Genomic DNA, 19,665 nt, shown 5'->3' on the forward strand with positions numbered 1-19,665 from the left:
GTCACGCGGGCAGGCGGACGGTGAAGACCGTGCCGGCGCCGACCGTGCTGGTCACCGTCACCGTCCCGCCGTGCGCCTCGGTCAGCCGGCGCACGATGGCGAGGCCCAGACCGCTGCCGCCGGTGCGCCGGCTGCGTGACTTCTCCGCGCGCCAGAAGCGGTCGAAGACCCGGGGCAGATCCTCGGCGGGGATGCCGGTGCCGGTGTCGGCGACCTCGATCGTGACGTGGCCCGCGGTCCGGTGGGCGCGGAGGGTGACGGTGCCGCCGGGCGGGGTGTGCCGTAGCGCGTTGGAGACCAGGTTGCCGACGACCTGCCGCAGCCGTACGGGATCGCCGGACAGTTCGGGGTCGCCGTCGGTGCGGGTGGCGAGGGTGACGCCCGCGGTCTCGGCGCGGCCGAGGTGGGCGGTCGCGACGTGGTCGAGGAGGTCGCGTACGAAGAGGGGTTCGGGGTGGATGCGCAGCTGGCCGGCGTCCGCCTCGGCGAGGTCCTGGAGGTCGTCGACGATGTGCTGGAGCAGCAGCGCCTCTTCGAGGAGGGAGTCCACGAGTGCCTGGTCGGAGGTGGCGATACCGTCCTGCACGGCTTCGAGCCAGCTGCGGATGGTGCTGAGCGGGGTGCGCAGTTCATGGGCGACGTCGCTGACCATCGCCTTGCGCTGCCCCTCCATGCGTTCGCGGCGCTCGGTGAGGTCGTTGAAGGCGGCGGCGAGATAGCCGATCTCGTCGTTGGTGGTGACCGGTACGCGCTGGTGTTCCTCCACCGGGCGGCGGGCCGCGTCGGCCAGGGCGCGCAGCGGCCTCACCAGTCGGGTGCCGACGACGACGGTGACGGCCACGGTGATCAGCAGCACGAGGCCGGCGACACCGGCGATACGGCCGGTGTTGGCGGAGGTGAAGTGGAAGGCGGGGGCGGTGGGCGAGCCGGTCGGGGTGGCGACGAAGAGGAGGGCGGCCGGTGCGACGTACGGGGTGAGCTGGTCGCGGCGGGCAGTGTCCAGGCAGGTCTGGGCGGGCGGGCCGCCGTAGCCGATGACGAAGTCGATGCCGAACTTCACGGGCTCCAGACGCTGGCTCCGCAGACAGTCGTTGACCATGGCGTTGAGCTGGGACAACGGCTTGCGCTCGGTCGGGACGGTGAATCCGAGTGCGGCCAGGCCGCAGCCGCGGTCCCAGGCGACTCCGTCCAGGGCGCTGTCGGCGAGTTTGATGGAGGGGCGACCGCTGGGACCGACGAGGAGTGAGGCGACGCCCTTCCTGTCGCCCAGGCAGGTCAGGAGTTTGTCCGCCAGGCCGCGCAGGGTCTCGCGCTCGGCGGCGGTCAGCTTGTAAGGGCCCACGGCACGGGGGTCGATGCGGTTCGCCCCGACGTCCGGCAGCAGAGCCGGGTCAGTGTGCAGGGGGTCGACGACAGCCGATGCCCTGGCGGGCAGGGCGGATCCGGTACGGGCGGCCGACGCGGCGATGGTACGGCGGCTCTGCGTGGTCAGGGTGATCCGGCGGCCGGTGCGTTCGGCGAGGCGGCGCAGGGTGGGGGCGACGCCGTTCCAGTCCGGGTGGACGGCGGCGTAGCCGACCAGGGTGTCGTAGATCTCGGTGTCGGAGGAGAGGAGTTGGCCCTGCTCCTGCTGGATGGCGCTGCTGGTGGTGCGGGCGGCCAGCCAGGCGGTGGCGGCGACCGAGCAGACGGCGATCATCACGGAGGTGGCGAGCAGGCGGACCAACAGGCTCCTGTGCGGCGGCACTTTGGCGCGGACGCGTGCCCTGTACTTCGTGCCGTTGTCTCCCGCTGTCCCCAACTCCGCTTCAGCGCGCACGAGTTCCGTCCATGAGCTTGTAGCCGACGCCGTACACGGTCTGCAGATAGGCGGGTCGACGGGGGACGGCCTCGATCTTCTTGCGCAGGTTGAGGATGTGCACGTCGATGGTCCGCTCCGTTATGTAGCGGTCGAATCCCCGGGTCAGGGCGAGGAGTTGGCGGCGGGTGAAGACCCGTTCCGGTTCGGCGGCCATGGCCGCGAGGATCTCGAACTCCCCGGGCGTGCACACCACTTGGCGTCCATCGAGGGCGACGGTGCGGCGGACCGGGTCGACGGCGAGCGCGCCGATCCGCAGCACGGGGTCGTCCGGCGCCGCCGTCGCGCCCCGCGTCCGCCGCAGCAGGGTGCGGATGCGGGCCATCAACTCCCGTGGGCTGTACGGCTTGGTCATGTAGTCGTCGGCGCCGAGGTCCAGGCCGAGCAGGAGGTCCTCCTCCGTGCTGCGCGCGGTCAGCATCAGCACCGGCACCTCGCACTCCCGGCGCAGCACACGGCACACGTCCAGCCCGTCGACCAGGGGCATCATCACGTCGAGGACGAGCAGATCCGGCTGCCGGCGCCGTACCTCGTCGATGGCCGCGCGCCCGTCGTGGACGACCAGGGAGGAGTGGCCCTCGCGCTCCAGATAGCGCCGGATCACCTCGGCCTGTTTGGCGTCGTCCTCGGCCACCAGGACATATGCGTTCACGCGGCTCACTCTAAGGTCGCCACCGTGACGGCAGACAGGACTCTGATGGTGGCCTGACAGGATCTTCATATCCTCCGGTCACGGTTCCGCCATGTCGAAACTCACTCATCGAAACCGGTCCGCCGTTCTCGCCGGGCTCGGCGCGGCGGCGGCACTCTCCCTCCTGGTGGCCTGCGGCGGCTCGGACAGCGGCGGCGACAGCAGCGCGTCCAAGGGCAAGGGCGTCGCCTCGATCGACAGCCCGAGCGCGAGCGGCGCGTCGGCGTCGGCGAGCGCCGCCAAGGAGTCGGGCCGTCCGCAGCTGCGGGTGGACAGCACCGACGAGGAGCGCACACGGCTGTACCAGATCTGGACGAACTGCCTGCACGACCACGGTGTCCCCGCCGGACACAAGCCGGGCTCGACCGAATGGTCCCTCGCCGCGTCGCCCGGCAAGTACCCGGCGGCCATGAACGCGTGTGTCTCGAAGCGCCCGATCGAGCCGCCCGAGGAGGACCCGGCGACGAACCCGCACTACATGGACGACTTCCGCACGTACATCAAGTGCCTGAACGACGGCGGTCTGAAGGTCAAGGGCCTTGCCGACGGCTCCGGTTGGAACTTCGACGGCGAGAGCTCCCTGACCGAGGCCCAGCGGAGCAAACTCGACAAGGACTGCGAAGTGAAGGCGTACAAGTGACGACGACCAGCGACGACGACGCCCGCCCCCGGCACGGGAAGCGCCGTCTGCGGATCGGGGCCGTGGCGCTGGCCGGCGTCACGGCGACCGCGCTCGGCGTCACCGTATGGCAGGACGGGAACACGAAGCCGAGCACGACGGCCGCCGACTCGGCACGGGTCGGCACCGCGACGGTGACGAAGACCGACCTGTCCGACAACCAGACCCTGAGCGGAACCCTCGGCTACGGCAAGGCCGCACCGGTCAAGGGCGCCAGACCCGGACTGGTCACCTGGCTGCCCGCCCCCGGAGCGACGGTCGCCCGGGGCCGCACCCTGTACAAGGTGGACAACGTCCCCGTCCCGGTGTTCTACGGCGGCACCCCCCTCTACCGCACACTGAACGCGCGCGGCACCACCGGCCCCGACGTGCGGGTGGTCGCCGACAACCTCAAGAAGCTCGGCTACGACATCGGCGTCCAGCCGGGGCCGGGGACTTGGGTCACTCAGCACCCGGCCACCGCGAACCCGACCGGCACCGGCACGGACCCGACCGGCACCGGCACTTCCGACAAGGCGGACGCTACGGCCGCCCCCTCTGCGAGCGCAGCCCCCACTCCCACTCCCACGCCCAGCCGCACCGCGACCTCGGTCGAGGTCAAGAAGGGCGACGGGGTGCTCACCGGCGACCTGATGGCCGCGATCCGGCGCTGGCAGGCCCATGTCGGGATGCCCGCCACCGGGGTGCTCGGTATCGGGGACTTGTCGGTGCAGACCGGCGCGGTGCGGGTCGGCACGGTGCAGGCGCAGAGCGGCGACGACGCGACCGGGGACCTGATGACGGTCAGCTCCACCACCAAGAAGGTGTCCATACCGGTGGACGCGACCCAGGTCGGCACCATGTCCCAGGGCGACCGGGTCACGGTGACCCTGCCGGACAACTCCACCGCGCGGGGGACCATCGACGTGGTCGGCTCCACCGCCGCGACCGACAACTCCCAAGGCGACACCAGCGGTTCGGCCCCCGCGCAGCTCACGGTCACCGTCTCGGTGCCCGACACCGGGGCGGTCCGGAAGCTGACCTCCGCCCCGGTGCAGGTGGCCTTCACCTCGGAGACCCACAAGGGTGTCCTCGCCGTACCGGTCGGCGCGCTACTGGCGCTGAGCGAGGGCGGCTACGCAGTCCAGCTGCCCGGCGGCCGGCTGATCGCGGTGAGGACGGGGATGTTCGCCAAGGGTCTGGTCGAGATCAGCGGCGCCGGTGTCACGGCCGGGCTGAAGGTGGAGACCACCTCGTGAAGAGCCGACCGGTACTGGCCGTGATCGACGCGGGCATGGAGTATCCCGGCGGGGTGAAGGCCCTGGACGGTGTCTCGCTCGCCATCGAGGAGGGCGAACTCCTCGCCATCGTCGGCCCGTCCGGGTCCGGCAAGTCGACCCTGCTGAACATCATGGGCACCCTGGACCGGCCGACCAGCGGCACCGTCGAGATCGGCGGCCACGACGTCGCGACCCTCTCCGACCGCAGACTCTCCGCGCTGCGCGGACGCCAACTCGGCTTCGTGTTCCAGCAGTTCCACCTCACCGACGGACTGACCGCCGCCGAGAACGTCGCAACCGGCCTGCTCTACGCGGGAGTTCCGCGCCGACAGCGCGTTCCGCTGGCCCGGGAGGCACTGGCCCGGGTCGGTCTGGCGCGCCGCGCCGGGCATCTGCCGAACCAGCTCTCCGGCGGCGAACGCCAACGGGTCGCCATCGCGCGGGCGTTGGTCAACCGCCCGGCCCTGGTCCTCGCGGACGAGCCCACCGGCGCGCTGGACACCGCCAACGGCCGTGCCGTACTGGAGCTGTTGACCGCTCTGAACGACGAGGGCACCACCATCGCGATCATCACCCACGACCGGGACATCGCGGCACGGCTGCCCCGCAGGGTGGAGATCCTCGACGGCCGGCTCGTCGCCGACGTCCGCGGCGAGGACTCCGGCTCCGGTTCCGGCTCCGGCGAGGACACCCAGGCCACAGACATGGCCGAACTCACCGACGACACCCTCGCCATCCGCAGGGACACCTTCACCGACCTCCATGGGGAACGCCGGTCATGACCACCACCGCACCGAAGCCGACCGCCGCCCTGGCCGTCGCCGACACCAGGCCGGTACGGCTGGCCCCGCTGGACATCCTGCGCCTGGGGCTGCTCGGCATCCACACCCGCCGGATGCGGGCGGCACTGTCCGCGCTCGGCATCTCGATCGGCATCGCCACGATGATCGTGGTGACCGGAATTCCGGCGTCCAGCCAGAAGGCGCTGATGAACCAGCTCTCCGCACTGGGCACCAACATGCTCCAGGCCGTCCCCGTGCCCAACCAGACACCACCGGTCCAACTGCCGCCCCAGTCCGTGGACATGGTCCGCCGCATCGGCCCGGTCACGGTGGCCAGCGCGGTCGCCAACACCCACGCCGAGGTGTTCCGCAACGACCGCGTCGACGCCGACGACTACGCGGGTCTTGCCGTGCTGGCCAGCAGGACGAACCTGCTGCGGGCGATCAACGCCGAGGTCCGGTCGGGGCGTTTCCTCAGCGCGTCCACCGACCGGTTCCCCACGGCCGTGCTCGGCTCGGTGGCCGCCACCCGGATGGGCATCGCGAAAGTGGAGCCGGGGCAGGCCGCTCCGCAGATCTACATCGACCACCGCTGGTTCACGGTCATCGGCGTCCTCGCGCAGACTCCGCTCTCGCCCGACATCGACCGCGCGGTCCTGGTCGGCTGGGAGGCCGCGCGCACCCAGCTGGGCTTCACCGGCCACCCGACCGTCATCTACGTCAAGGCCCGGGAGGACGGCATCGACGCCGTCCGCAATGTGCTCGCCCCGACCATCTACCCCGAACTCCCCGGCATGGTGCAGGTCAGCCGTCCCTCCGACGCCCTCGCCGCGAAACGCGCCACGCAGACGACGTTCTCCGCGCTCTTCCTCGGGCTGGCCGGGGTGGCCCTCCTGGTGGGCGGGATCGGGGTGGCCAACACCATGGTCATCTCGGTTCTCGAACGCCGCAAGGAGATCGGACTGCGGCGGGCACTGGGCGCCAACAAGGGCCAGATCCGCGGGCAGTTCCTCACCGAGTCGGTGGCCCTGTCCTGCCTCGGCGGCCTGGCCGGAACCGTCCTCGGCGTCCTGGCGACCGTCGGCTACTCCGCCTACCAGGGCTGGCCGCCGGTGATCCCGCTGCCGGCGGTGGCCGGCGGCTTCGGCGGCGCCGTCCTGATCGGCATGGCCGCCGGCGTCTACCCCTCCATCAGGGCCTCCCGCCTCACCCCGACGGAGGCCCTCGCCACCACGTGACGCTCCGCCCCCGCACGTACGGGCGAGTTTCACACAGGCGCCACCAGACCCTTCCCTGACGTTTGTTGCTCTTGGAACACTCGCACCGCGCGCATTTCGCCATGTTCCGGCCGGCCGCGCGTCAGGATGAGAGGTGCCTCACCCATGTCCGAAGTCAACAGGCGTCGTTTTCTCCAGCTCGCGGGGGCCACCACGGCCTTCACGGCACTGTCGAACAGCATCGAGCGTGCCGCCGCGCTCCCGGCGAACCACCGTTCCGGGAGCATCGAGGACGTCGAGCACATCGTCGTCCTGATGCAGGAGAACCGGTCCTTCGACCACTACTTCGGCTCGCTCAGAGGCGTCCGGGGCTTTGGCGACCCGCGTCCGGTCGTGACCCGGCAGGACGGAAAACCGGTCTGGTACCAGTCGGACGGCACGAAGGACATCCTCCCCTTCCGCCCCGAGGCCGACGATCTGGGCCTGCAGTTCATCCAGGACCTCCCGCACGGCTGGAACGACGGGCACGCCGCGTTCGACGGTGGCAAGTACGACAAGTGGGTGCCGTCCAAAGGCTCCACGACGATGGCGTACCTCACCCGTGAGGACATCCCGTTCCACTACGCGCTCGCCGACTCCTTCACGATCTGCGACGCGTACCACTGCTCGTTCATCGGCTCGACCGACCCGAACCGCTACTACATGTGGACGGGTTACACCGGCAACGACGGCGTCGGCGGCGGCCCGGTCCTCGGCAACGACGAGGCCGGCTACAGCTGGACGACGTACCCCGAGCGTCTGGAGAAGGCCGGGGTCTCCTGGAAGATCTACCAGGACGTCGGCGACGGTCTCGACGCGAACGGCAGTTGGGGCTGGATCCAGGACGCGTACCGCGGCAACTACGGCGACAACTCGCTGCTGTACTTCAAGCAGTTCCAGAACGCCCAGCCCGGCGACCCGCTCTACGACAAGGCCCGCACCGGCACCGACGCCCGCAAGGGTGAGGGCTTCTTCGACCAGCTGAAGGCCGACGTCAAGGGCGGCAAGCTGCCGAAGATCTCCTGGATCGTCGCCCCCGAGGCCTTCACCGAGCACCCCAACTGGCCCGCGAACTACGGCGCTTGGTACGTCGCCCAGGTCCTGGACGCGCTGACCTCCGACCCGACGGTCTGGGCGAAGACGGCCCTGTTCATCACGTACGACGAGAACGACGGCTTCTTCGACCACCTGCTCCCGCCGTTCGCGCCGGGCTCGGCCGCGCAGGGCAAGTCGACCGTCGACGTCGGCCCCGACCTCTTCAAGGGCGACGCCAGCCACCCGGCCGGTCCCTACGGACTGGGCCAGCGCGTGCCGATGATCGTCGTCTCGCCCTGGAGCAAGGGCGGTTACGTCTGCTCGGAGACCTTCGACCACACCTCGGTCATCCGCTTCATGGAGACCCGCTTCGGTGTCCACGAGCCCAACATCTCGCCGTGGCGGCGCGCGATCTGCGGCGACCTGACCGGCGCCTTCGACTTCTCCCACAAGGACGTCAAGAAGGTCCCGCTGCCGGACACCGACGGCTACCAGCCGCCGGACAAGAACCGTCACCCGGACTACGTGCCGACCCCGCCCGCCAACCCGGTGCTGCCCAAGCAGGAACGCGGACTGCGCCCGGCCCGGCCGCTCAAGTACGCGGCCACGGTGGACGGTTCGGCCGACACGGCGGCCGGGAAGTTCACGCTCACCTTCGCCTCCGGCGCGAAGGCCGGCGCCAACTTCCTCGTGACCTCGGCCAACCGAACGGACGGGCCCTGGAGTTACACCACCGAGGCCGGCAAGTCCGTCTCGGACGCCTGGAACTCGGCGTACTCGAACGGCTCGTACGACCTGACCGTGCACGGCCCGAACGGCTTCCTGCGCGTCTTCAAGGGCCCGGGCAAGACCGCCGGACCCGAGGTCACCGCGCGGAACTGCGGCGACGACGTCGAGCTGACCTTCACCAACAAGGGCTCCGGGACAGTGCAGTTGAAGGTCGCCAACGGCTACGGCGGCCGTTCCCAGACCTTCAAGGTGCGGGCGGGCGCCACCGTACGGCACACCGTCGACCTGGGCGCGAGCAAGCGGTGGTACGACCTGACGGTCACTTCCGACGGCGACGCGGCGTTCCTGCGGCGATTCGCCGGACATGTCGAGAACGGCCGGCCGGGGGTCAGCGACCCGGCGATCGCGACCGCTTGAGGGGCTTTGTGAGACCGGTTGTTTTCCGGGGCACTCGCGGTAGTGTGCCCCGGTGACCACGCATTCGAACACACCTGCAGGCTGGTACCCGGATCCGCACGGAGCACCCCAGACCCTCCGGTACTGGGACGGCGTGAAGTGGACCGAGCACACCAACGCGGACCAGCAGGGCCAGGCTGCCCAGCAGCAGCCGCAGGCCGTGCCGCAGCAGCAGGCGGGGCCGGATCCGCGGGCCCAGCGCGAGGTGCAGCAGCAGGTGCAGCAGCAGGCCGGGGTCGCCGGGGGCGGCCCCGGCGGCGGAAGTCTGTTCACCGAGCCGGTGCTCGTGGTGAACCAGAAGGCCAAGCTGATCGAGCTGACCAACGAGTACAAGGTCATGGATCAGAACGGCAATGTGATCGGCTCGGTCGACGAGGTCGGCCAGAGCACGCTGAAGAAGGCGCTGCGGTTCGTCTCCAGCCTCGACCAGTTCATGACCCACCGGCTGGAGATCCGGGACGCCTACGGGCAGCCGCAGTTGGTGCTGACCCGGCCGGCGAAGATCATGAAGTCCAAGGTGATCGTGTCCCGTCCGGACGGCTCACCGGTGGGCGAGATCGTGCAGCAGAACATGATCGGGAAGATCAACTTCGCGCTGAACGCCAACGGTCAGCAGATCGGCGCGATCAAGGCGGAGAACTGGCGGGCGTGGAACTTCGCGATCGTCGACCACGCGGACAACGAGGTCGCCCGGATCACCAAGACCTGGGAAGGCCTCGCCAAGACGATGTTCACCACCGCGGACAACTACGTCCTGCAGATCCACTACCAGCTGCCCGAGCCCCTGTTGAGCCTGGTGGTGTCGGCGGCCCTGACCGTGGACACCGCGCTCAAGCAGGACTCGCGCGGCCTCGGCTGACCCTGATCACAGTGCGGTGAGATGCCCCGGCGTGGACTTCCGGTCCGGCTGCCGGGGCAGCAACGCCGGTTCGGCCGAAGCCGATTGAGGCTCCAGTGCCAGGACGGCGGCCACGGGGTGATCGTGGTCGTCGTACTCGTGCGTCAGCGGTACGGCGGGTGTCACCCGGGTCAGCAGGACCACACCCCAGGACGCGATTCCGGCTCCCGCCAGGGCGAGGAGGATGCCGGCCGCGCCGCCCTGGAGGCGTTCGCCCAGCAGCGCGAGGCCGATAGCGGCGGCGGCCACCGGGTTCGCCAGGGTCACCACCGCGAGCGGGGCGCCGAGGCCGCCCCGGTAGGCGGTCTGCGAGAGCAGCAGCCCGCCCGCCGCGAACACCGCGACCAGCAGGGCGACTCCGACCACCTGCATGCTCAGCAGCGGGCCCGAACGGTCCGTCGCCGCGACCGTCACGGTCTGCGTGAGCGCGGAGGCCACACCCGAGGCGACACCGGACGCCGAGGCATGCCGTAGACCGGGCTTCGCGCCGCGGCGGGCCAGCAGGCCGATGAGGGCGGACGTCGTGCCCGCGACCGCCAACGCCTGGGGAACGGTGAGCACTTGGTCGGGCTGCGGGCCCGACGCCGTGACCAGCAGGGCGGACAGGCCGAGCAGGGTGAGGGCGGTGCCGCGCCACTCGACCGTGGTGACCCGACGGCCGGCCACGCGTGCGCCCATCGGTACCGCGGCGACGAGGGTGAGAGCTCCCAGCGGTTGTACGACGGTCAGCGGGCCGTACTTGAGGGCCACGACGTGCAGCAGCGCGGCCGACGCGTTGAGGACGACCGTCCACCACCAGGATCCGGTGGCGAGCAGTCGGAGCATGCCCGCGTCGGAGTTGCGGGAGGCCAGCCGTTCCTGGGCCACGGCCGCGGCCGCGTAGGCGACGGCCGAGAAGAGGGACAGGACGACGGCGACGAGGGTGGCGTTCATCGGCCGGCTCCGACGAGGACCGGCTGTTCTTCGGGGACGAGTTGGGCCTGACCACGGCCGGCCGTCGTCGCCGTCCGGTGCGGCGGATGGATCAGCGCGAGGGTGATGCCGAGCATGGCGGTGGCCACGATCGCGTCGAGCCAGTAGTGGTTCGCCGTGCCCACGATCACGATCAGCGTGACCAGCGGGTGCAGCAGCCACAGCCAGCGCCGGCGCGAGCGGGTCGCGACGATCAGGCCGATCGCCACCATCAGGGCCCAGCCGAAGTGCAGCGAGGGCATCGCCGCGAACTGGTTCGAGAGGTGGTCGCTGGTCGGCGGGCCGTACACCGAGGGGCCGTAGACCTTGGCGGTGTCGACCAGGCCCGTCGCGGCCAGCATGCGCGGGGGTGCGAGGGGGAACACGAAGGGCAGCACCAGAGCGGCGGATGTCACCGTCGCGAGGACCCGGCGGGCCCAGACGTAGTGCGCGGGGCGCCGCAGGTACAGCCAGACCAGGAAGGCCACGGTGGCCGGGAAGTGGACGGTCGCGTAGAAGGTGTTCGCGATGTGCACGAGGGTGTCGCTGTGCAGCAGCACCGACTGCACCGAGCCCTCGCCCGGGAGATGCAGCGTCCGTTCCAGGTCCCACACGTGGCGGGCGTTGTGCAGGGCCTCACCGGTGTGGCCCGTCGCCAGCTGGCGGCCGAACTTGTAGACGAGGAAGAGCCCTGCGACGAGCAGGAGCTCACGGACGAGAGGGGGCCGCGCTATCGCGCTGGACCCCTTCTCTGCAGGCTCGGTTCGGGCATTCATCCCCCGGCCCCTTCGCTGACGGTGGTGCGTGTGGTGGTGCTGGCTGGGTTTGTGACCCTTCCGGCGGACCGAATTCATCGGTACGAGTTCGTTCCGATACGACAGTGTACCGATACGCGCGTGTACCGATACGGCGGAGTACCGGTACACTGGCGTATCGATAGCGAAACGAGACACACTGGAGAGCGGGCCCCGAGTCCGCGGACGAGCGAGGAGACGAGCCATGACGTCGCAGGCTGAGGACGGACCGGACACGGTCACCGCCTCGCGCCGCTCCAAGATCACGCCTGAGCGTGAGCGGGAGTTCTTCGACGCCGTGCTCGAACAGATCAGAGAATGCGGCTACGACTCCGTCAGCATGGACGGCGTGGCCAGCAGCACCCGGTGCAGCAAGTCCACGCTGTACCGGCAGTGGGGGACCAAGCCCCAGTTCGTCGCCGCCGCGCTGCGCGCCAACCGCCGGGTGCACTTCACCGGCATCGACACGGGATCGCTCGCGGAGGACCTGCGCCAGGCCGCGCGGGCGGCGGGCGCCTGGTCGGCGAAGGACACGAAACTCGTCTCGGCGCTCGGCCACGCCGTCATCCAGGACAGCGAACTCGCCCAAGCGGTACGCGAGGCGCTCGTGCATCCCGAGATCGCCGCGCTGGAGGACATCCTGCGCCGCGGTGTGGAACGCGGCGAGATCCCGGCCGACCATCCGGCTCTGCCGTACGTCCCCGCCCAGATCTTCGGCGTCCTGCGGGCCCGTCCGGTCCTGGAGGGCTGTTACGCCGACCCCGACTACTTGGTCAGATTCGTGGAGGCTGCGGTGCTGCCCGCACTCGGCCTCACCTGAGAACCAGGCCGCCGTCCATGGGATGACTGGACGGTGACCTGATCGCGCCGCACCGTGGGGACGGGGGCGGCGCGCACCCCCCGGCCGGGTGGGGTTCCTCTTGAGCGGAGAGGCGCCCCACCCGGCCGACTGGTGTGCGGGGTGTGTCAGATCGTCTGGCCGTCGCCGCCGCCCGAGGCCACCTTGATGCCCGAGGTGATCTCGTCGATGACGGACTGCTTCTGGCCGACGTCGACGCCGAAGCGGACCACGACGATCTGCTTGGCGCTGGCCGGCGACGGGAACGCGAGCGACTCGACATAGCCGTCGGCGCCCTTGCTGGTGACCGCCTGCCAGCGGACCAGGTAGCCCTTCTGTCCGGCCACGGTCACGGCCTTGGAGGCGAGCACCTTGTGCGAGGTGATGCTGCCGTAGCTCGTGCCGCCGTAGGACTCCTTGGCGTTGGCGGCTATGTCCGCCTTCGCGACCTCCTCCGCCGTTGTGCCCGCCGTGCCCAGCACCACCGCGGGGGCCGAGTACGCCCCGCCGTTGGTGCAGGTCTGGGAGGTGTTGCCGGGGCACTTGTAGGACGTGTTCGACGTGACCGATGCGCCGACCTGGATGACCTGGCCGTACCAGTCGGACGGCACGGTGAAGCTGATGCCGTCGAGCGAGTCGATCACGGTGCCGCCGGCCTTGACCTTCGGCTCCGCCGACTGGCTGGGAGCGGGCGTCGCACCACCGGTCCCACCGGAACCACCCGTCCCGCCGGACCCGCCGAAGGGATCGGTCTGCCCGCCGGTGCCACCGGAACCGCCCGTGCCGCCCTGCCCCTCGGGACCGCCCTGGCCGCCGACGCCGCCCTGCCCGTTCGGCGCCTGCTGGTTGCCGGCCTGGGTTCCGTTCCCGCTGCCGTTGTCGGACAGCGCGTAGGCACCGACACCGATGGCCGTGAGGACCGCCACGGCCACCGCCACGGCTATGCCCGTGCGCAGATTGCGGCGCGGCGCGGCCGGGGGCGCGGCGGGATACGCCGGGTACGCACCGCCGTACGGCGGCTCCGTCGGGGGACCCCATTCGGCGCCCGACCCGGCGGGCCGAGTGCGGTCCGTCCATGCCTTGCCGTCCCACCAGCGCTCGGCGGCGGGACCGTCATTCGTCTGTCCGGGATCGGGGTACCACCCGGGGGGAGTCACCTGCGTCATGCCCCTACCGTATGAGGCGTCGGTGAAAGGGGGATGAGAGGACCCGGCCGCAGCGCCCCCGCCCGGGCGGCGGGCGTGACTCGATCACCTTCCGGTGGGTGACCGCCCAGGGCCTGGCCACCACGGATTTGAGCTGAGTCACAGGCTTGGTGGGCGATGCTCCGGAGTGTTACGGGATTGACCGGAAGTGGCTTTGTTTCGACGCCTTGTGACTGCTCGTCATGCCTGTGAGTCCAGCCGTCACCCGATGCGGCAACAGCTCCCCGGACCGGCCTCCACTTCGTCATCCGGACGGCTACGCTCAAGAGCTGTACGTCGTTCGGGCTACTGGGGAGGTATCGGGATGACGGAGGAACGGCCTCCGGAGGCCGCCTCGGCCTCCCTGTGGGAGCGCGACGAGGAGGTCGCCGGTGTGGCGGAGGCGATCGACCGTCTGCGCGCCGACGAGTCGTCCACGGGCAGCCTGCTGATGGTCCGCGGCGAGGCAGGGTTCGGCAAGACCGCGCTCCTGGCCGAGACCCGCCGTATCGCCGAGGCACGCGGCTGCGCGGTCTGGCAGGCCCGCGGCGGCGAGACCCTCAAGTCCGTCCCCTTCAACGTCGTACGGCAGTTGCTGCAGCCCGCCCTGATCTCGCTGATGCCCGAGGAGATCCGCGAGTACCTCGGCGACTGGTACGACATCGCGGGCCCCGCTCTCGGCGTCACCGAACCCGGCGAGCGGCAGCCCGACCCGCAGGGCGTGTGCGACGGACTGGTCGCCGCGGTGCGCCGGCTCGCCAAGCGCGACTGGCCGCTGGTCCTGATCGTCGACGACGCCCACTGGGCCGACCAGGAGACCCTGCGCTGGCTCGCCGCGTTCGCCGAACGCCTCGACGACCTGTCCGTCCTGCTCGTGGTCGCCCGCAGGCCCGGCGAGGTCAGCGGCGAGAGCGCCCGTTACCTGGACGCGATCGCTGCCGCGGCCGGCCCGCCGGTCACCGTGCTGGAATCCCTCACCCCGAGGGCCACCGCGGGCCTCACCCGCGCGACCCTCGGCCCGCACGCCGACGGCGCGTTCTGCCGCGAGGTGTGGGCGGTCACCGACGGCAACCCGTACGAGACCGTCGAACTCCTCGCCAAGGTGCAGGACAGCGGCCTCGAACCCGTCGAGGACGCGGCCACCGAACTGCGCGAACTCAACCGCTCCGCGCGCGGCGGCGGACTGGTCGCCCGCCTGGACGACCTGGGCTTCGAAGCCACCCGGTTCGCCTGGGCCGCCGCCATCCTCGGCACCGGCATCTCCGTGGGCCTGGTCGCCAAGCTGGCCACCATGAGCCGCGACGAGGCGGGCCGCTGCGCCGAGCTGCTCCGCACCGCCCGCATCCTCACTGCACCCGACCCCGCCGCGTCCCAAGCCGGCGCGGGTGAGCTGGAGTTCGTCCACCCGCTGATCGCCAGCGCCGTCTACGACTCCATCCCGGGCGGTGTGCGCACGGCCATGCACGGCATCGCCGCGCAGGTCGTCACCGACTCCGGGCTCGGCGCGGCCTCCGCCTCACGGCACCTCCTCAAGGTGCACCCGGACGACGACCAGGAACTCGTCGAGCAGCTGCGCGAGGCGGCCCGCGAACACCTCTCCATCGGTGCCCCCGACGCGGCCCGCCGCTGTCTGGAGCGCGCTCTCCTGGAGCCGCCGCTCGCCGAGACCCACGCGCACGTGCTCTTCGAACTGGGCTGCGCCACCCTGCTCACCGCGCCCGCCACCACCATCGGCCACCTCCAGACCGCCCTCGGCATGCCCGGCCTCGACGGGCACGCACGCGTGGACGCCGTTTTCCGGCTGTCCCAGGCGCTGATCCACAACAACCAACTGGAGGAGGCCGTCCGCACCGTCGAGGCGGAGGCCGTCCGGTACGAACCGGGCGCCGCCCGGATGCGGCTCCAGGCCGTGCAGTTCATGTGGGAGGGCATCCACGCGGGCGAGGGCATCTCCCCGGGACGCTCCGAGCGGCTCGCCGCACTCGCCGGCACCTGCACCGGCCGGGACAACTCCGAGCGGGCCCTGCTGATCCTGCGCGGCTTCGACGCCATGACCCACGGCGAGAACGCCGAGGAGGTCGCCGAGGTCTGCGACCGCGCCCTCGTCAACGGACGGCTCGCCCCCGGACTCGGCTGGACCGACACCGAGTGGGGCATCGAGATCCTCATGATGCTCGCCAGCGCGTACGCCTACACCGACCGCCTGGACCGCGCGGAGAGCCTGTACAACGAGGCCCTGCGCGCCTACGTGTCTGCGGGCTGGAGCGGCGGCCACCTCTCCCTGGCGCACGCCTACATCGGCCTCGGCCACCGCAGGCGCGGCCGCCTCCGCGACGCGGAGACCTCGCTGCGCGAGTCCCTCCGCCTCGCCGAGCGCGTCGGCCGCGGACTGCCCCTGTACTGGTCGGCCACCTGCAACCTGGTCGACACGCTGCTCGCCCGCGGCCATGTCGAGGAGGCCTGGGCGACCGCCGAACAGTACGGCTTCGCACCGCCGTACCCGTCCACCATCGTGCTGCCCGACCCGCGCTGCGTACGCGGCCGGCTGCTGCTCGCCGTCGGCCGCACGAAGGACGGCATCAACGAACTGGAACAGGCCGCGAAAGCGGCGACCCTGCGCGGCCACCACAACCCGGTCCTCGTCCCCTGGGCCGTCGACCTCGCCCGCGCCCTCGCCGTCGAGGACCCGACCCGCGCGGCCCAGCTCGCCTCCGACGCCCGCCGGCAGGCCGAACACTTCGGCACGGACACGGCGATCGGCGAGGCCCTGCGCTGTGCCGCTTCGCTGGAAACGGGGCAGCGGGCAGTGCGCCTCGCGGCGCAGGCCGTTGCTTATCTGGAGTCCTCGCCGTGTCAGTACGAGCATGCGGCGGCGCGGGTCGAGTACGGGATCGCTGCGCGGTCTGTGGCGGAGATCAACAGGGGCCTCACGCTCGCGCGTTCGTGCGGGGCGGACGGCTTGGTGAATCAGGCTCGGGAGGTGTTGGAGACGGGGAGGGGGTTGCGGTGAGTTGTTGTTCGGCTGCGGGCCGGTGGGGGCTGGTCGCGCAGTTCCCCGCGCCCCTTAAAAGCGCAGGCCAGCCCGCGTCTTTAGGGGCGCGGGGACCTGCGCGCCCGTGTCTTTAGGGGCGCGGGGAACTGCGCGACCAGCCACGACGCAGCCGCAGTCGACACACAACGAGCCGCCCCGCCCCCTTAGTCGCCCTCTTCGTCCAACACCCGCTGCGCCACAGCGAACGCCGAGTTGGCCGCAGGCACCCCGCAATACACCGCACTCTGCAACAGCACGGCCCCGATCTCCTCCGCCGTGAGCCCATTCCGCCGAGCAGCCCGAACATGCATGGCCAACTCGTCGTCATGCCCATGTGCGATCAAGGCGGTGAGTGTGATCATGCTGCGCTCGCGCCGCGACAACGTCGGATCGGTCCAGATCTCCCCCCACGCGTACCGTGAGATGAAGTCCTGGAACCGCGCGGTGAACGGAGTCTGCCGAGCCTGCGCCCGGTCCACGTGGGCGTCACCGAGCACCTCACGCCGTACCTCCATCCCCCGCCGCGCACTCCCGCCGAGGTGCGCGCGCAGCGCCGTGAGGACCGCCTCCGGGCACTGCGCGGGGGCGAGGTGCGAGGCGCCCGGGATCTCCACGAGGGCCGAGCCCGGTACCGCGTCCGCGATCTCCCGCAGATGCGCGGGCGGGGTCGCCGGGTCCTCGCGACCGGCGATCACCAGTGTCCGCGCGCCGATCTCGGGAAGCCGCTCGCGCAGGTCGTACGCGGCCAGCGCGTCACAGCACGCGGCGTACGCGGCCGGGTCGGCGGCGCCCTGGTCGGCCACCAGCTCCGGGACGGTGAACCCGGGCGTGAACCAACGGGAGTCGGCGCTCTCCACCAGCCAGCCCACCCCCTCGCTCCGTACCCGCGCGGCCCGTTCCTCCCATGGCTTCGCCCCGTTGAAGTGCGCCGAGGAGCAGATGACGGCGAGCGACGCGATCCGCCCGGGGTGATGGACGGCCAGGTGCAGACCGACCGCACCGCCCAACGACACCCCCGCGTAGGCGAATTGCTCGATCCCGAGGGAGTCGGCGAGCGCGAGCACCAGGGCGGCGAGGTCTCCGACGGTCGCCCCGGGACCGATCAACCCGGGCGCCGAGCCACCGTGCCCGGGCAGGTCCCAGCGGATCACCCGGTGGGTGACGGACAGTTCGGGCGCGACCTTGTCCCACAGGGCGTACGACGTGCCCAGCGAGGGCCCGAGCAGCAGCGGGGGAGCGGAATCGGGGCCCTCGGCACGGAAGTTGAGGAGTTTCTCGGTCAACGTCGCTCCAACGCGCGGTCGGTGAGGGCTCCGGCGGAACCCGTATAGCGGGCGGGGTCGGTCAGCGCGGAGAGGTCGAGGTCGTCCTTCAACTCCGGTGCCCCGGCGAGCAGTTCGGCCAGCGGACGGCCCTCGGAGTACGCCCGCCGGGCTACCTCCGTGAGCAGTTCCTTCGCCCGGGCCCGGCCCAGCAGCGGTGTCAGCTCGGCCGACAGCCGCTCGGAGACGATCAACCCATGGGTGAGATCCAGGTGTTCACGCATCACGTCCGGATGCACGCGCAGCCCCTCGGTCAGCTCGGCGGCAGCGCGAGCCGCCCCGCCGACCAGCCGTAGCAGCTCCCGCAACGGCTCCCACTCGGCGTGCCAGGCCCCGGCCGGCCGCTCGTCCTCGGCGACCAGCGAGCCGTAGAGGACGGCCGCGAGCTGCGGTGCCCGGCGCGCGGCGGCGGCGATCAGCGTGGACCGTACGGGATTCGCCTTGTGCGGCATGGCCGACGAACCGCCGCCGCTGCCCTCGGAGACCTCGGCGATCTCCGTACGGCACAGGACGAGGACGTCGGCGGCGACCTTGCCCAGCGCGCCCGCCGCGAAGCCCAGGCACCCGGCGAGATCGGCGACCGGCGTCCGGAGTGTGTGCCAGGGCAACAGCGGTGCCGTCAGGCCGAGTTCGCGGGCGTACGCGTCCGGCAGCGCGAGCGCGTCCTCGGCGCCGTACGCCGTGAAGGCGGCCAACGTGCCTGCCGCGCCCCCGAGTTGGACAGGCAGCCCGTCCCGGACGGCACGCGCCCTGTCCCGCGCGTCGAGCACCAGCGACCGCCATCCGGCGGCCTTCAGTCCGAACGTCGTCGGTACGGCGTGCTGGGTGAGGGTCCGGCCCGGCATCGCGGTGTCGCGGTGGGCGGTCGCCAGTTGGGCCAGCGCGTGCTCCGTGCGGGCCAGGTCGGTCAGGACCAGGTCCAGGGTGCGGGACGCGACCAGCATCGTCGCCGTGTCCATGATGTCCTGGCTGGTCGCGCCCCGGTGGACGTACGGGCCGTACTCCCCGCCGACCGCCTTCGTCAGATCCGCGACCAGCGGGATCACCGGGTTCCCGCCGGCCTTGGACCGTTCCGCGAGGGACCGTACGTCGAAGCGGTTCGCGTCGGCCGCGGCCGTCACCGCCGTCGCCGCCTCGGCGGGTGCGAGACCCAAGGTGGCCTGGGCGCGGGTGAGTGCGGACTCCGCGTCGAGCAGGGCCCGTAGATACGCGGTGTCGCTCGTCGCGGACGCGGCGTGGGAGCCGGCCCACCCGGGGGCGAGCAGGCCGGCGTCCGACGGGTCGGCAGCAGTCACTGGAACTCCAGGAAGACCGTTTCGCCTTCGCCCTGAAGGCGGATGTCGAAACGGTATGTGCCCCTGCCGCCGTCCTGCGCGATCAGCGTGTCGCGCCGCGCCGGGTCCAGCCCGGACAGCAGCGGGTCCGCGGCGAGGGCGGGGTCGTCGCCCGGCAGGTAGATCCGGGTGAAGAGGTGCACCAGCAGTCCGCGCGCGAAGACGCACGCGCTGAGGTACGGGGCGTTCCGGCCGCGCGCGCCCGGTCGTAGCGTCCGCGCGTACCAGTGACCGTTGGCGTCGGTCTGGACGCGGCCCCAGCCGGTGAACTCGACGCCGTTGCGGCCGAGATAGCCGCCGCCGGCCGGGTCGCGCCGGATCGAGCCGTCGGTCGTGGAGACGTTGCCCTCGGGGTCGGGCCCCCACAGCTCGACGAAGGCGTCCGGCAGCGGATTGCCCTCGCCGTCGTAGACGTACCCCTGGACGGTGATCGTGTCCGGGTGCCCGACGGGCGCGATGTCACCGCCGCCGGGGAACGGCAGCGCGTAGCCGTAGAACGGGCCGACCGTGTGCGACGGGGTCGGCAGCACGGACTCCGGGCGGCTCGTGTCGATCTTCGTCATGGCGG

General features: G+C 71.4%; 16 protein-coding genes. 8 read left to right on the forward strand and 8 right to left on the reverse strand.

The genetic code is table 11. The features are described 5' to 3' along the window. Position 1 precedes the first annotated feature (1 nt). The gene (locus ACGFY9_RS25975; RefSeq protein WP_393757892.1) at positions 2–1,819 is read right to left on the reverse strand and encodes a sensor histidine kinase; all 1,818 of its coding nucleotides are present in this window, start codon (positions 1,817–1,819) and stop codon (positions 2–4) included. Then, positions 1,809–2,510: a response regulator transcription factor gene (locus ACGFY9_RS25980; protein ID WP_393757894.1), complete on the reverse strand. Its 702-nt coding sequence runs from the start codon at positions 2,508–2,510 to the stop codon at positions 1,809–1,811. Before ACGFY9_RS25980 ends, ACGFY9_RS25975 begins: the two co-directional genes overlap by 11 nt. Before the next feature lie 91 nt (positions 2,511–2,601). On the opposite strand from ACGFY9_RS25980, the gene ACGFY9_RS25985 reads away from it, so the two are divergent. The 6 genes from ACGFY9_RS25985 (at position 2,602) to ACGFY9_RS26010 (ending at position 9,604) form a co-directional block, all read left to right on the forward strand. Further along, complete coding sequence (locus ACGFY9_RS25985; protein ID WP_393757896.1) at positions 2,602–3,189, forward strand: hypothetical protein; 588 nt, start codon at positions 2,602–2,604, stop codon at positions 3,187–3,189. Further along, positions 3,186–4,466, forward strand: coding sequence for a hypothetical protein (locus ACGFY9_RS25990; protein WP_393757897.1), 1,281 nt, complete (start codon positions 3,186–3,188; stop codon positions 4,464–4,466). The genes ACGFY9_RS25985 and ACGFY9_RS25990 overlap by 4 nt, the downstream gene beginning before the upstream one ends. A gap of 35 nt (positions 4,467–4,501) precedes the next feature. Beyond that, entirely contained in the window at positions 4,502–5,269 is a 768-nt protein-coding gene (locus tag ACGFY9_RS25995; protein ID WP_393758000.1) for an ABC transporter ATP-binding protein, read from the forward strand. Beyond that, complete coding sequence (locus tag ACGFY9_RS26000) at positions 5,266–6,507, forward strand: ABC transporter permease (protein ID WP_393757899.1); 1,242 nt, start codon at positions 5,266–5,268, stop codon at positions 6,505–6,507. The genes ACGFY9_RS25995 and ACGFY9_RS26000 overlap by 4 nt, the downstream gene beginning before the upstream one ends. A gap of 144 nt (positions 6,508–6,651) precedes the next feature. Further along, positions 6,652–8,706 (forward strand): phosphocholine-specific phospholipase C, encoded by a 2,055-nt coding sequence (locus tag ACGFY9_RS26005; RefSeq protein ID WP_393757901.1) that lies wholly within the window; start codon positions 6,652–6,654, stop codon positions 8,704–8,706. Positions 8,707–8,758: 52 nt separating this feature from the next. Beyond that, positions 8,759–9,604 (forward strand): phospholipid scramblase-related protein, encoded by an 846-nt coding sequence (locus tag ACGFY9_RS26010; protein ID WP_393757903.1) that lies wholly within the window; start codon positions 8,759–8,761, stop codon positions 9,602–9,604. 6 nt (positions 9,605–9,610) lie between these two features. Here ACGFY9_RS26010 and ACGFY9_RS26015 read toward each other — a convergent pair whose 3' ends face one another. Both ACGFY9_RS26015 and ACGFY9_RS26020 read right to left on the reverse strand, forming a co-directional pair. Continuing rightward, positions 9,611–10,576 (reverse strand): hypothetical protein, encoded by a 966-nt coding sequence (locus tag ACGFY9_RS26015; protein ID WP_393757904.1) that lies wholly within the window; start codon positions 10,574–10,576, stop codon positions 9,611–9,613. Further along, positions 10,573–11,370, reverse strand: coding sequence for a phosphatase PAP2 family protein (locus ACGFY9_RS26020; protein ID WP_393757906.1), 798 nt, complete (start codon positions 11,368–11,370; stop codon positions 10,573–10,575). Before ACGFY9_RS26020 ends, ACGFY9_RS26015 begins: the two co-directional genes overlap by 4 nt. 223 nt (positions 11,371–11,593) lie before the next feature. Here ACGFY9_RS26020 and ACGFY9_RS26025 point away from each other — a divergent pair, with 223 nt between their 5' ends. Continuing rightward, a complete protein-coding gene (locus ACGFY9_RS26025) occupies positions 11,594–12,208 on the forward strand; it encodes a TetR/AcrR family transcriptional regulator C-terminal ligand-binding domain-containing protein (RefSeq protein ID WP_393757908.1) in 615 nt (204 codons plus the stop codon). Between the two features lie 146 nt (positions 12,209–12,354). Here the strand turns inward: ACGFY9_RS26025 and ACGFY9_RS26030 are convergent, their stop codons facing one another. Beyond that, on the reverse strand, positions 12,355–13,392 hold the full coding sequence (locus ACGFY9_RS26030; protein WP_393757910.1) for a DUF2510 domain-containing protein: 1,038 nt from the start codon (positions 13,390–13,392) through the stop codon (positions 12,355–12,357). A 343-nt stretch (positions 13,393–13,735) separates the two neighbouring features. Between ACGFY9_RS26030 and ACGFY9_RS26035 the strand changes: the two genes are divergently transcribed. Further along, positions 13,736–16,420, forward strand: coding sequence for an ATP-binding protein (locus ACGFY9_RS26035; protein WP_393757912.1), 2,685 nt, complete (start codon positions 13,736–13,738; stop codon positions 16,418–16,420). Positions 16,421–16,605: 185 nt separating this feature from the next. Here the strand turns inward: ACGFY9_RS26035 and pcaD are convergent, their stop codons facing one another. From pcaD to pcaG, 3 genes are read right to left on the reverse strand one after another with little or no spacing between them, the layout of a single operon-like run. After that, positions 16,606–17,724, reverse strand: coding sequence for a 3-oxoadipate enol-lactonase (pcaD, locus tag ACGFY9_RS26040; protein WP_393757914.1), 1,119 nt, complete (start codon positions 17,722–17,724; stop codon positions 16,606–16,608). Continuing rightward, the gene (gene pcaB / locus ACGFY9_RS26045; RefSeq protein ID WP_393757915.1) at positions 17,721–19,058 is read right to left on the reverse strand and encodes a 3-carboxy-cis,cis-muconate cycloisomerase; all 1,338 of its coding nucleotides are present in this window, start codon (positions 19,056–19,058) and stop codon (positions 17,721–17,723) included. The genes pcaD and pcaB overlap by 4 nt, the downstream gene beginning before the upstream one ends. Further along, positions 19,055–19,660, reverse strand: a complete 606-nt coding sequence (pcaG, locus tag ACGFY9_RS26050) for a protocatechuate 3,4-dioxygenase subunit alpha (RefSeq protein WP_393757917.1) — start codon at positions 19,658–19,660, stop codon at positions 19,055–19,057. The genes pcaB and pcaG overlap by 4 nt, the downstream gene beginning before the upstream one ends. Between the last annotated feature and the right edge of the window lie 5 nt (positions 19,661–19,665).

Origin of the sequence: Streptomyces sp. NPDC048504 (genome assembly GCF_043200035.1) — a bacterium.
Classification (GTDB): Bacteria; Actinomycetota; Actinomycetes; order Streptomycetales; family Streptomycetaceae; genus Streptomyces.